The sequence below is a fragment of the Dyadobacter ginsengisoli DSM 21015 genome (assembly GCF_059568735.1).
Map to the genome: position 1 here is coordinate 47380 of NZ_JCANTY010000004.1, position 14079 is coordinate 61458.

The window sequence follows — 14079 nt, forward strand, 5'->3', positions numbered from 1 at the left end:
GCTATCTTCATGATGAACAATATTTACGCAACCTGTTCCGATGAAAATATCCTTACACTGATTGGTGAACAGGACGATGAGCTGGCGTTTGAAGAACTCTACAACAGGTATTTCAAATCGTTGTTCAACTACACCTATTCCAAAGTCAACGACCGCTTTACGGCACAGGAGATTGTGCAGGAACTTTTTGTGAGTCTATGGCAGCAAAGAGGCCGCCAGCAGGTGGTTTCATGCAGTTCATTTCTTTTTACGATTGCCAAACGGCTTATCATTTCCTTTTACCGGAAAGAATATACCCGCCAGCACCATTACGGGCAATGGGAAATCCACCGGCCCGCTAACTCCGATTTCGCCGACCAGCCTACCCTCGCTTCCGATCTCCAGACACGCTATGAGGAAGGCTTGCACCTGCTTTCCCCCAAATGCCAGGAAGTTTTTGTCCTCAGCCGCAAAGGGCTTTCCAATAAACAGATTGGCGAGCAACTCGACATCTCCGAAAAGACGGTCGAGCAACACATTACCAAGGCGCTCCGCATTCTGAAAGAGCATTTGAAGGAGCACATGATCTGCGTTTTGCTTCTTTTCCCTTTCTGTTAATTTTTTTTTCAAAAACTACTAAGGGTTACCCTTCCGCCGCGCGACTTCTGGGTTGTTACTATCCCCGATCTCATGAAGCCAAACGGTATTCCGCCCGCATTGCTCGAAAAGTACCTGTCCGGTCAATGCACCGAGGCAGAAAAAGAACTTGTTGAAGCCTGGTATGCGTCCCTGCAGGGCGAAATGCGGTACCTCGACCATCTTCCGGACGATGAACAGGATGAAATACGAAAGGAGACATTCGGGAATATCCGGCGGGACTTGAATGTCGGGGAAAAGGAAGGACCGGCGCAGGCTGTTCGGTGGCGGGCATTCCCGTGGCGGGCACTCCCGTGGCGGGCACTCCCGTGGCGCTTGCTGACGGGTATTGCGGCTTCCATCGCTTTTGTATGGGGCGTTTACCTGGCCGTCAATTTAAGGACCGTCTCACTGCCCGAGGTTACAGTAAAAGGCAAAAAAGATACAACCCAAGCTTTGCCGCTGACCACATTTGAAAACACCGGCAATCAGCTAGTCCGGCACAAGCTTCCGGACGGCAGCATCGTTACCATGCGCCCGAAGGCCACTATTACCTATCGCGCCGCATTTGCCAACAATAAGCGGATGGTCGTCTTTTCGGGTGAAGGTTTCTTTGACGTCAAAAAGGATAAAACACGGCCGTTCCATATCACAAGCGGCGAAATGGTCATTCGCGTGCTCGGCACCAGTTTCAATGTCAAGGCAATTGAAAGCCAGAAAAGATTTCAGGTAGATGTACTGACGGGCAGCGTACAGGTAACTGCGCCGGACGAGAAATCAGACCGGCAGCAGGTGGTCTTGAAACCGCAGCAACAGGCATTGTTCGAACTGGGATCCAAGCGATTGACTTACAAAGCATTGCCTCCTCAGGCCAAAAAGGAGATTTACGAGCCTGTTACCATTGTATTTGAAGAAACGCCGCTGAACAGGGTAATCGAACAGCTCGAAAAACGCTTCAACGTCTCGATCACGCTAACCAATCCGGCCCTGGCCAAATGCGGCCTGACGGCAAACTTCGAGTCTCAATCATTTACGAGCATTATGGAAGTCCTTTGCGCTTCACTGGAAGTCACCTACACCATCTCGGATAACACCATTTCTATAACCGGAGAACCATGTGAATAACCTTTTAACCCATTAAATTTTATGAACTGCCCATCTGTCCCGCCATAAAAAAGGCCGGAAGTGTACCACCACTACCCGGCCCAAAATACCATCCTTTTTCATCGTACCACCGTTTCAAAAGGATGTTTTATCCAATAGTGCCTAACCATCAGACAATCAAAATTATGCAAAAAACAGTACGTAACAAGCCGGTCGACTGGCGAAAAATTATGCGCATTGGACTGCTTCAATGGATTCTTGCCGTCTCGCTCGCAGCCGGCAGCTATGCGAAGGAAACTGCGGCCCAGTCTGTCCTGACCAGAGACATGACGATCAGTCTCCGCAATGTTTCACTGAAACAGGCCCTGAACGAGATCCAGGCCAAAGTGAATACCCGCTTTGTGTACAGTAGCCGGGTTTCCGTGAAGGAAAATGTCAGCATCGAGGTCAAGAACCAGAAATTGTCCAGTGTGCTCGACCAGCTCCTGACCCCTCGCGGGATCAATTACCGGGTGATCAACAACCAGATTATACTGGCGAAGAACCGGATGAGCAAGGAAGAATCGATCATTCCGGACCTGGAAGAGAAATTACAGCAATACATACTGCCCACTGAAATACAGGTAAAAGGCACCGTAACGTCGTCGGACGGGCAGGGTACGCTACCAGGCGTCAGCATTGTCCTGAAAGGCAGTTCACAAGGTACGACCACGGATAGTGACGGAAAGTTTGAAATCACCGTTCCGAATGTAGAATCAGCATTGGTTTTCAGCTTCGTAGGTTATACATCACAGGAAGTCGTGGTCGGCACCCGTACCAATATCAATGTGACTTTGCAGGCCGATAACAAAGCACTATCAGAACTTGTGGTCGTCGGTTACGGAACCCAGAAACGGGTCAACCTCACCGGCGCGGTTTCGCAGGTCCAGTCCAAAGACCTGGAAAACAGACCCTTGAACAATATGTCTCAGATCCTGCAAGGCATGGTACCTAACCTGAACATCACATTCAGCACGGGCCAGCCGGGAAAAGGAGGGGCATTGAACGTCCGCGGAGAAACTTCGATCAGCGGCAGCGCCCCTCCATTGGTTCTGATAGATGGTATCCCGGGCGACATCAACCGCATTAATCCCGGCGACGTCGAATCGGTATCGGTGCTGAAAGACGCAGCCGCATCGGCCATTTACGGCGCGAGGGGTGCATTCGGGGTGATTCTGGTTACTACCAAAACCGCGAAGAACGGTAAGACTACCGTTTCTTACAGCAACAACTTCGGCTGGTCGAAACCAACGATCCATACCAACTTCATGACCAATGGTTATGAATATGTAAAAATTAACGACGAGGCTTTCACCCGTGCCACCGGCAACAGCTACACCCGTTATTCAGAAGAAGATTATAAGGAAATCGAAGCACGTCGCTACGACAAAACCGAAAATCCGGCCCGCCCCTGGGTGGTGGTGAAAAATGTGAATGGCAAGGACATTTACAACTATTATGGTAATTACGACTGGTGGAACACAATCTTCGACATGAAGCAGCCGTCGCAGCAACACAATGTGAACCTTTCGGGAGGTACCGACAAAGTCAATTACTTTCTATCCGGTTCGCTGTTTTCGAAGGACGGTATTATGCGCATCAATACCGACAACTTCAAGTCGTATACGCTGCGCAGCAAGGTCAATGCACAACTCACCCCATGGCTGAAAGTGAGCAACAATACCCAGTACTTCGATTCGAGATACAAATATCCGGGTCTGGAAAACGGGGCCAATGCCAACTTCGTAGCCATTACCGTGCACGCATTGCCAATTTACGCGCCACGCAACCCCGACGGCACACCGACTTACAATACACTGAAAAATAACTATTCCATTGGCGATGGTTTGTTTGCCAATCTTTTGAAAGGTGTTGCAGGCGGTGAGCAAAAAGTGCATGAGCTGACGACCATCAACACGGTGGAACTGAATCTGGCTAAAAACTGGAATTTGACGGCAAACCACTCCTATTCATTTTACATTACCGACGATTGGTACCGCTCCGCCGTTGCGACCTATTCCATCCAGCCGGGCGTCATGACCACTGTTCCGAACTACAACACCGACCAGCTCAAGAAGACATTCTGGTTCGATCCTCAGAATGTAGTCAACGTCTTTTCATCGTTCAATCACACTTTCGGCAAGCATTATGTCGGCGCGACGGCGGGTATCAACTATGAATCGCGCAAACACCAGGTACTGGCCGGTTCACGCAAGAACCTGCTTTCGGAAAACATCAGCGACCTGAACCTTGGAACCGGCGAACAGCTCGTAAGTGGCGGCGCTTACGAGTACGAGCTTTTTGGTGCATTTTTCCGCGCGAACTACGATTACGTGGGTAAATACCTGCTCGAAGTCAACGGTCGCCTGGACGGAACTTCACGTTTCGGTGGCGGCCGCCGCAACGGTTTCTTCCCGTCGGTGTCTGCGGGGTGGCGGATAAGCGAGGAAGACTTCTTCGAATCGGCGCGCAATGCGGTCAGCAACCTGAAAATCCGCGCATCTTACGGGACATTGGGTAATCAGTTACCTCCGAAGTTCAACGACAATCCAACCTCAGCGAGCTTCTATCCGTATATCTCGATGATGCCGACGGCGCAATCGACCTGGATTACCAACGGTCAGAAGCTGCAATATGTGGGCAGCCCGGCGCCTATTTCGGCCGGACTGACCTGGGAATCTGCTACGACTACCAACCTCGGCCTGGACGCTACCTTGCTAAAAAACCGCCTGAACATTTCCTTCGACGGATATATCCGCAATACCACCGGTATTCTTGTTCCCGGCCAGGTATTGCCGTCGGTTTATGGTGCCAATGTCCCTACCCAGAATGCGGGCGATATTCAGACCAAGGGCTTCGAACTGTCGCTCAGCTGGGCCGACCGGTTTAATGTGGCCGGTCAGCCACTCTCCTACAATGTGTCCTTTGTTGTATCGGACTCCAAATCAGAGGTGACCAAATATGACAATCCCAACAAGACACTGTCGAATCCCTACGTGGGCCAGGAGATCGGTGAGGTCTGGGGCTACCAGATCGATGGGATGTTCCAGAGCAACGAGGAGGCAAAAGCTTACAAAGTGGACCAGACCATTGTGAACAAGCAGCGCCTGAGCGCCCCCGGTGATTGGAGCAAATTGCAGGCGGGTGACCTGAAATTCGCGGATCTGAACAACGATGGCAAGATCGACCAGGGAGCCAACACATTGGCCGACCATGGCGACATGAAAAAGATCGGCAACAACCGCGCTCGCTACCGGTACGGAATCAATGTGGGCGCATCCTGGAATGGCTTTGACATCTCTGCACTGGCGCAGGGGATCCTCCGCAAGAACTGGTATCCGGGGAACAACGCCGACAAGTTCTGGGGTCCTTATTCACGGCCATACTATTCTTTCATTCCGGAAGATTTCGGCAGCGACATCTGGACGCCCGAAAACCCGAACGCCTACTTCCCTGTATTGCGTGGTTACACCGCCCTGAACGCCGGCGGGGACCTGAATTCCCCCAACGACCGATACATTCAGAATGTGGGCTACCTGCGCCTGAAAAATGTCGTGATCGGCTATACGGTTCCTGAAAAGATCAGCAAACTCGTTCGCATTCCGCGAGCCCGTGTGTACATCAGCGGCGAGAACCTGCTGACCTATACGCCACTCCGCTCGAAGTACATCGATCCCGAGGCATTCGATGGCGATGCTACCAACGGTCGCACCTACCCCATGTCTAAAACCATTTCTGCCGGTTTAAACATCACATTCTAAAAGGCATCCATACTGATGAAAAAAATACTTAGCATAATAGCCATTTCCATGGGCCTCGTGGCCTGTGATCTGGATCAGCTCCCACAGGACGCTATCTCGCCGGAGACGTTCTTCAATACGGAAAACGATCTTTTGCTTTATACCAACTCCTTTTACAGCGCGCTGCCCACCGCAGAAGATGTGTATAATGAGGACGTAGACAATATCGTTAAAACCAGTTTGCGCGATGAATTGCAGGGAACCCGGATCGTCCCCGTGACCGACACCGACGTAAACGGCTGGAAATGGACCGATTTGCGGAACATCAATTATTTTCTCGCCAATTCCGGTAAATGCCCGGACAAAAAGGCGGTCGCCAAATACAATGGCCTTGCCCGCTTTTTCCGCGCTTATTTCTATTTCAAAAAAGTAAAGCGCTTTGGCGACGTGCCCTGGTATTCGACCACCATCGAGCTCGAAGATCAGCAACTGCTTACCAAAGCCCGCGACCCGCGCACGCTCGTGATGGATTCCGTAATGGCCGACATCGACTATGCCATCGCCAACCTCGATGCCAGCCGGCAGATCACGACCATTACCAAATGGACCGCGTTGGCATTGAAATCCCGCATCGCCCTGTTTGAAGGAACTTTCCGCAAATACCATCCGGAATACAACCTGCCGAATGCCGACAAATTCCTCGACGAATGTATCTCCGCTTCGGAGGATCTGATGAAGAACAGCGGCTACACGATTTACAAAGCCACACCGGGCACAGCTTACTTGAAGCTCTTCTCTTCCGACAATGCGATCCCCGACGAGGTGATCCTTGCCCGCGATTTCAGCGACGAATTACAGGTTTACCACAACCTGAACTACTACACCATGACGGCGTCATATGGCCGCCCCGGCCTGGAAAAGAAGCTCGTAAACAGTTATCTGATGGCCGACGGCACCCGTTTCACCGACAAGAAAGGGTATGACACGATGCAGTTTTACGATGAAGTCCAGAACCGGGACCCACGCCTGGCACAGACCATCCGTACACCTGGATACACCCGTATCGGTGAAACTGCGCAGCTCGTACCGGAATTCGGGGCCACAGTTACCGGTTACCAGCTCATCAAGTTCGTGTCGGCCCCCAAGTGGGATACGTTCTCGAAAGACATCACCGATATGCCCGTGTTCCGTTACGCCGAAGTGTTGCTGAACTATGCCGAAGCCAAAGCCGAAAAAGGCACATTGACACAAGCCGACCTGGACATTTCCACCAAGCCTATCCGTGACCGCGTGGGCATGCCGAATATCAGCTTGGAGCAGGCTAATACCAAACCAGATCCCTACCAGGCTGCGCAATACACCCAGATTACCGGTAAAAACCTGGGCGTGATCCTCGAAATCCGCCGCGAAAGACGTATCGAGCTGGTGATGGAAAACTTCTTCCGCTGGGACGATGTCGTTCGGTGGAAAGAGGGCCAGATTTTGACCAAACAATACAAAGGCATGTACTTCCCGGGCCCGGGCGAATACGACCTCGACCGCAACGGCAAGGTAGACCTCGTGATTTACGAAGGTACCAAACCCGATATCAAAGGTGCTCAGCTTCTGAAACTCGGCAGTGAAATCTTACTGGAAAACGGTGCGAAGGGCGGCAACATGGTCATCAATGGCCATATCACCAAGAAATTCATCGAAAACAGGGATTATCTTTACCCGATCCCCAAGCAGGAGCGTCTGCTGAATACCAACCTGACGCAAAATCCGAACTGGGAATAATAAGCTGATTTGACTGTTCCTAACCCTTAATTTTATGCTTTCAGACAGAAGGTCGTTTCTTGAAAAGATGTCCCGGATCGGGGCGCTGAGTTTATTACCCCTGGCCGGTGCGCAAGCCGCGGTAGTATCGACTACCGAAGAAAAGAATCATTTCGTGGCAGGGCCCTATTTGCAAAATATGGGTACCGATGAGGTCACGATCATGTGGATCACCCATAAAAACTGTTTCAGCTGGGTGGAGTATGGTGCAGGTACCTACACCAGCAAGCGGGAGTTTGGTTATAACAATGGACTAATCGAGGCGAACAACCGGATCAATAAGGTCACATTGACCAACCTTACACCAGGCACGGAGCACAAATACAAGATCGTGTCCACCGAAGTACTGGGTTACAAAGGTTCCAAAGTCGAGTTCGGGGAAACGATTGCCAGCCCGATGTTCGGTTTCAAAACCTGGGGACAAAATGAAGACGAATTCAAAATGGTGGTGTTCAACGACATTCACGACCGTCCGCAGATCATCCCGCAGCTACTGTACCGCCATGGCTACACCGGCAATACCCGTGACTACGATTTCGTGGTCTTTAACGGCGATTGCTTCGATTGGGTGACCGAGGAACAGCAGATGGTCGACCACCTGATCAAGCCATCGGTGGACATTTTTGCCAGCGAATTCCCCTTCCTGCTCACACAGGGCAATCACGAATGCAGGGGAAGCTTTTCCCGTCATATCCCTGAGTACTATGCCTATCCTGAAAACAAATATTATTTCGCATTCACCCGCGGGCCGGTGCGCTTTGTAGTGCTGGATTCGGGGGAGGACAAGACAGACGACAGCGTCGAATACGGCGGACTGTCGGCATTCGACCGGTACCGGGAGGTACAAAAGAAATGGCTGGAAAAAGAAGTGGAATCTCCGGAATTCAAAAAGGCGGATTTCCGCGTGCTGCTGATCCACATATCCCCCTACCACTCGGGCGACTGGCATGGGACCCTGCATTGCCGCACCCAATTCGGACCGGTCCTGAACAAGGCGAAAATCGATTTGCAGATCTCCGGCCACACGCACCGGTACATGACGCACGAACCCGATGCCGACCACAACTGGCCCATCGTGATCGGAGGAGGCCCGCTGGAAGGCAAAAGGACGCTGATCAAGCTCCACGCCACCCGAAAACAGCTCGATCTGAAAATGATCCGCGATGACGGGGAGCTTGTCGGCAAATTCCTGATTCCTAAAAAGAACAAGTAACGCTTCAGAGGGCAGCAGGCATCCGCTTGCCGCCCCCTGTCTTTTTATCCGTTAGGGGCTCAAAATATTATCTCAACATTAAATAATTTGCCTTGTGCCTGCCAGATTTTTGCCAACAAAGAAAAATGGTACATTTGCTTTTGCACCATAACCCATTTTTCGTTGGAAGAGGATTCGGTACTTTGGCAAAAGTTCAGGGAAGGCGATCCTATTGCCTTTGAGAGCCTGTTGCGGAATTACTACCGGCCCCTTTTCGACTATGGCCGGCGATTTGTCAGCGACCGGGATATGCTGAAAGACATGGTGCACGACCTTTTCCTGCATTTATGGGAAAGAAGGGCGTTCCTCGGTAAAACCGATCATATCAAACCTTACCTGCTGACCAGCCTTCGTAACCGCATCCTCAAAAACAGCAACCGCTCCGAAATTTTTCTGGCCATGGAACATACCCCGGAAGATTTTCACGAAACGGCCAATTCCATCGAAAGCGAACTGATCCTGACCGAGTTTGCTGCGGAAAAGCTTTCACGCATTCAGCATATTATCCAGTCCCTGACGCCCCGCCAGCAGGAGATCATCCATTTAAAATTCTACCAGGATCTGTCTAACGAGCGCATTGCAGAGATCCTGAACATCTCCCGCCCCGCCACCGCCAACCTTCTGTACGAAACACTCAAAATGTTCCGCGAGAAATGGCTTCTTCTGGCCGGCCTGCTCCTTCTGATGCTCGTGAAAGGGCATTGATGTAAATTTTTAAAAAATTTTCTTCATTCTTCCATGATCCTGACCCCCTCGGCGGATTATACTTATAGAACACATTTCATTTGAAGCAATGCACCCATTTCATCATTACAATCTGGAAGATTTTCTGACCGACGATGATTTCCGGTTGTGGGTGAAAAGCGGTCAACCCCGTACGGATTTTTTCTGGGGCAAACTCAAAGCCGAGTTTCCCGAGAAGCGCGCATTAATGGATCAGGCGGCGGAATTGATCCTCACCTGGGAGAAGCAACCCAGCGAGCTGACGCATGAGGAGCTCGATCATGAGGTAAACAGGATCCTGGGCGAATCGGTAAGAGCATTGCCCACCCGTAAGTCCCCATTCGTTCAGCTCCGGTGGTGGTATGCCGCCGCCGCGGTGCTGGTGTTAGTGGGCATCGGATGGCTGCTTTCCGGTAACAATGCATTCGAGCGAAGCCCTTATACGTATACCCGTTACGTTTCCGGCTCCGCAGTTCCATTGAAAGAAGTAAAGAACCACAGCCAGAAACCGCTTACCGTTGCCCTGCCCGACGGCAGTACCATACAGCTGATGCCGGAAGCTGCCGTCAGCTATGCCCCTGCCTTTGTCCGGAATCATCGCAGAGAAGTTTTCCTGACCGGCGAAGCGTTCTTTGAAGTCCGGAAAGATAAGTCCAATCCTTTTTTTGTATATGCCAATGACCTCATTACAAGGGTAGTCGGCACAAGCTTCACCATCAAATCATCATCGAAACGGGTGGAGGTGATCGTGCGGACGGGTAAAGTGGCGGTGATGCAGGCCAAAGACCTTGACGGAAGGGAATCCGCACCGGAAATAATGCTCACGCCCAACCAGCAGGCCGTATTTACAACAGAGCGGCCCGTGATATCCAAAACCATTACCGAAAACCCGGTAGCCATCGCGCACCCCGAAATAAAACCGAATTTTACTTTTGAAAATCAGCCCGTTGCGGAAGTATTCCAGTTATTACAGGAAACCTACGGAATACCAGTGGTTTATGATTCCACACGCATGGCCAATTGCTACCTGCGCGTGACGCTGCGGGATGAGCCCTTTTTCGAAAAGTTGGGAATTATCTGTTCTACCATCGAAGCCAGCTACCAGATCACCGACGGACAGGTCGTGATCTCGGGACAAGGCTGCGAATAACCACGTTCCTCTCACCAAACCAACCCTTCGACGCTATGGCTAAACTTTGACAGAAATTCATTAAAAAGCCGGCAATGATTACAGCATTACCGGCTTGATTCTCCCGGTTCATTTCAACAAAAGGACAGTTCCGCCAAAATCGGAGCACGGGAGGGCTTTGTCCAGAAATCATCAAAACCATTGGAAATTTATGAAAAAATGTAGTCTACCACTAACATACCTGGTGACTGTGATGAAAATTACATGCATACCATTTATCCTGACCCTGCTCTTCAGCAGTCTCTCGATCGCCAGCAACGGACTGGCGCAGGAGTTGTTGCAGCGCCCCGTAACCCTCAAAGCCGAGCGACAGGAATTACGCCAGGTCCTCGCCACGCTGGAAAAATCCACCGGCGTTCGCTTTTCCTATGTCCCGTCGCTCGTACGGAACCAGCGGGTAAGCCTCGCAGTGGAAAATCAACGACTTTCAGCAGTGCTCGAACAGTTGCTGACACCCCTCAACATCCGCTATTCGGTTTCGAAAGATTACATTATCCTCAACAAAAAACAGGCAACCAAGCCTGCTACCAATGACCCGACCAGCCTTTTCGATGTATTGGGTAATGAAGAAGAAACCGACAGGCTCATCAGGGGGAAGGTCATCGCATCGGACACCCGGGAGGCTCTTCCCGGTGTGAGTGTTGTGGTCAAAGGAACACAGCTCGGAACCTCCACCGATGCGACGGGGGCATTTGAAATTGAAATCCCAGGTTCGGAAGCTCAGTTGATTTTCAGCTTCGTGGGCTACATTGCGCAGGAAGTAAATGTGGCTAATCAATCCGAAATCGATGTAACGCTCCTCACGGATACCAAATCGCTGGAAGAAGTGGTCGTGATCGGTTATGGTACCACGAAAAAAGCAGACCTCTCGGCCGCCGTTTCCACTGTACCCGACATGGACCAGATCAAAAACCGTCCGGTTTTGAATGTGGGAAGTATGATCCAGGGGAAAGTGGCCGGTGTAACCGCGATCAGCAACGGCGGTCACCCGGACCAGTCGCCCAACATTACGATTCGCGGAACTGGCTCGCGTGGGGGTGAAAGCGTTCTTTACGTCGTGGATGGCGTTCCCAATGCGCCCTACAACCCGGCCGACATCGAATCGATCACCGTTTTGAAGGATGCCGCATCCGCGGCCATTTATGGTGCATTCTCGGGTTCGGCAGGTGTAATCCTCATCACGACGCGCCAGGCGGCCCAGGGCAAGCCCAGTATCGAGTACAGTGGTTTTATGGGCATAAAAAATGCCTGGAAACTACCGCAGTCATTGAATGCGCAGGATGAAGCCAGAGTATCCAACCTGGCTTACACCAATGCAGGCCTTGCTCCGTTGGATGGCTGGGATGCCACCAAGAACCCATACGCGCAGGTGACGCGTACCGACTGGATCGACGAAATTTTCAGAACGGGTGTGATCCAGCGCCATAACCTGAGCTTCAATGCAGGTACCGATAAATTCTCGACTCTTTTGCAAGGACGCTATGAGCGCGACGAGGGTACACTGATCAACACCTATGCGCAAAACCTATCTGTGCGCTTCAATGCGGTGTACAAATTCACGGATAAGATCAAACTGCGTCAGGAGCTTTTTTACAATAACAACGACAACCGCGGCACCGGAACCACCAGCGGCTACAGTGGGACCGTCCTGTCGGCCATTTACATGCCACGTTCGGCCGCCGCTTACTATGACGACGGCAGTTTTGGAGGTGTTGGCCCCCGCGATTCGCAATACCTGGGTATCCATGGTGACGCCATCAGTCCGGTAGGAACGCTGCTCCGCAACCGTCCCTTCAACAAAAGCAACGATATGCAATCCGTGACCGAGCTCGGTATTTCTGAAATCATCCCGGGCCTCAGTTACACAAGCCGTTTCAGCTACCGCCAGAACAGCGCGCTCTGGAAAAGCTTTGAACCCAAAAGGACGGAGCCCGGCAAGCCGAACAATCAGAATACGCTCTCCTATTCCACCCGACGCGGTTATCACTGGATCTGGGAAAATACGGCCAATTACGCCCGCGTTTTCGGCCGTCATAATGTAGGCGCGATGGTGTCGATGACCGCACAGGAAAATGGCGAGCGCAATTTCAGCATTGCAGCCCGTGGCTTTGAAAACGAGGCGGATTGGGCGCAGTTCTTTGTCAATGCATCGGTTTTTGACCAAAACAGACCCACTGACGACGAATGGAAAGACCGTAACGCATCTTACGTGGGACGTCTTTCTTACAGCTGGGCCGACCGTTATTTCGTGACTGCCAGCTACCGTTACGACATCGCCGGACGCCTTGCCGACGGATACCGCGCCAAAGGCTACCCGGGCTTCACTGGCGCCTGGAAACTGAGTTCCGAACCGTTTTTTAATGTAAAAGGGATTGATTTGTTCAAATTCAGAGCCAGCTGGGGACGCATCGGCAACATCGGTTCTATCGGAAGATATTACGGTTACCCGGTGCTGACGCCGAACACGACCTACCAGGTTGGCAACGGCGCTCCGATCAGCAATGGGTCCTATGTGAATGCGAGGTTCAATCCGGAGCTGTCCTGGGAAACTTCCCAACAAACCGATTTCGGGATCGACCTGAGCTTCTTAAAGGAAAAACTGACGATTACCGCCGACTATTTCAATAAGGTAACCTATGACCTGATCAAACAACAGGATACCGAATGGACCAACACCAACGGTTACGGTGCTCCTTTCATTAACCAGGGAAAGATCCGGAATACAGGATTTGAATTTGCCGCCAGCTGGCGCGACAATTTGGGCGACTTCGGATACGAAATCGGCGGAAATTTTGCTACGCTCAAAAACCGAGTGGATTACATCGACACCAATCCTAACTCCGTCTGGACGCACGGCGACGCATGGCGCAGCATTCTGGTTCCCTTCCGTTCGACCGTCGGACAGCCGTATTTTTCTTACTGGCTAATCAAAAATGCAGGTATTTTCCAGTCTGACGAAGAAGCTGCGGCGTATGTGGGTTCTGCCGGAGATCGAATCCAACCCAATGCCAAAGCGGGTGATCTCAAATTCGTGGACGAGAACAAGGACGGCAAGATCGACGACAGCGACCGCGTGTACATGGGTAATGCATTTCCGAAAATCACCTATGGGATTACTGCCAATGCCAACTGGAAGAACTTCGATCTCAGTTTGTTTTTTCAGGGAGTCGGTGGCGTAAAAATCTTCAATGCATTCAAGCAGTCGACCTTGAACGGCGCCGAGCAGGGATATAACCGTTGGGACAAAATCCTGGATGCCTGGTCGGAAACAAACCGCGATTCCGACATTCCGAAAATCCGTGCGAATGACCCTAACAGGAATTTCTCGACCAATTCCGACTGGTACCTGGAAAACGGCAACTACCTGCGTCTGAAAAACCTCATCATCGGCTATACTTTCAAGAATCTGCCGGGTAAAGCGAATCTGCGGGTCTACCTGAGCGGTGATAACCTGCTAACGTTCACCAAATATTCGGGAATGGATCCTGAAATCGGCAGCCAGCTGATCGACAACCGCTACACCGCACCGGGCCTCGATGGCGGACAGTATCCCGTAGCGAGAGTTTATTCGGCTGGGGTAAAGCTTAAATTCTAACTGGAAG

General features: G+C 51.4%; 8 protein-coding genes. All 8 read left to right on the top strand.

What is annotated here, in order from left to right; genetic code table 11:
- Positions 1-9 precede the first annotated feature (9 nt).
- The 8 genes from BP71_RS15410 (at position 10) to BP71_RS15445 (ending at position 14072) form a co-directional block, all read left to right on the top strand.
- The gene (locus BP71_RS15410) at positions 10-597 is read left to right on the top strand and encodes an RNA polymerase sigma factor (protein ID WP_496380688.1); all 588 of its coding nucleotides are present in this window, start codon (positions 10-12) and stop codon (positions 595-597) included.
- 72 nt (positions 598-669) lie between these two features.
- Positions 670-1740: a FecR family protein gene (locus BP71_RS15415; protein ID WP_496380690.1), complete on the top strand. Its 1071-nt coding sequence runs from the start codon at positions 670-672 to the stop codon at positions 1738-1740.
- A 164-nt stretch (positions 1741-1904) separates the two neighbouring features.
- The gene (locus tag BP71_RS15420) at positions 1905-5519 is read left to right on the top strand and encodes a TonB-dependent receptor (protein WP_496380692.1); all 3615 of its coding nucleotides are present in this window, start codon (positions 1905-1907) and stop codon (positions 5517-5519) included.
- Positions 5520-5534: 15 nt separating this feature from the next.
- Positions 5535-7274 (top strand): RagB/SusD family nutrient uptake outer membrane protein, encoded by a 1740-nt coding sequence (locus tag BP71_RS15425; RefSeq protein ID WP_496380694.1) that lies wholly within the window; start codon positions 5535-5537, stop codon positions 7272-7274.
- Between the two features lie 34 nt (positions 7275-7308).
- Positions 7309-8526 (top strand): purple acid phosphatase family protein, encoded by a 1218-nt coding sequence (locus BP71_RS15430; RefSeq protein WP_496380696.1) that lies wholly within the window; start codon positions 7309-7311, stop codon positions 8524-8526.
- Between the two features lie 162 nt (positions 8527-8688).
- Positions 8689-9270 carry an RNA polymerase sigma factor gene (locus BP71_RS15435; RefSeq protein WP_496380698.1) on the top strand — a complete coding sequence of 194 codons (582 nt, stop codon included), beginning with the start codon at positions 8689-8691 and terminating at the stop codon, positions 9268-9270.
- Between the two features lie 88 nt (positions 9271-9358).
- Positions 9359-10438: a FecR family protein gene (locus tag BP71_RS15440; protein WP_496380700.1), complete on the top strand. Its 1080-nt coding sequence runs from the start codon at positions 9359-9361 to the stop codon at positions 10436-10438.
- Positions 10439-10670: 232 nt separating this feature from the next.
- A complete protein-coding gene (locus tag BP71_RS15445; protein WP_496380701.1) occupies positions 10671-14072 on the top strand; it encodes a TonB-dependent receptor in 3402 nt (1133 codons plus the stop codon).
- Positions 14073-14079: the final 7 nt, after the last annotated feature.

Bases quoted from the DNA above. Each gene is read 5' to 3' on its own strand.
- BP71_RS15410 (WP_496380688.1), top strand. From the start codon at position 10: ATGATGAACAATATTTACGCAACCTGTTCCGATGAAAATATCCTTACA.
- BP71_RS15415 (WP_496380690.1), top strand. From the start codon at position 670: ATGAAGCCAAACGGTATTCCGCCCGCATTGCTCGAAAAGTACCTGTCC.
- BP71_RS15420 (WP_496380692.1), top strand. From the start codon at position 1,905: ATGCAAAAAACAGTACGTAACAAGCCGGTCGACTGGCGAAAAATTATG.
- BP71_RS15425 (WP_496380694.1), top strand. From the start codon at position 5,535: ATGAAAAAAATACTTAGCATAATAGCCATTTCCATGGGCCTCGTGGCC.
- BP71_RS15430 (WP_496380696.1), top strand. From the start codon at position 7,309: ATGCTTTCAGACAGAAGGTCGTTTCTTGAAAAGATGTCCCGGATCGGG.
- BP71_RS15440 (WP_496380700.1), top strand. From the start codon at position 9,359: ATGCACCCATTTCATCATTACAATCTGGAAGATTTTCTGACCGACGAT.
- BP71_RS15445 (WP_496380701.1), top strand. From the start codon at position 10,671: ATGAAAATTACATGCATACCATTTATCCTGACCCTGCTCTTCAGCAGT.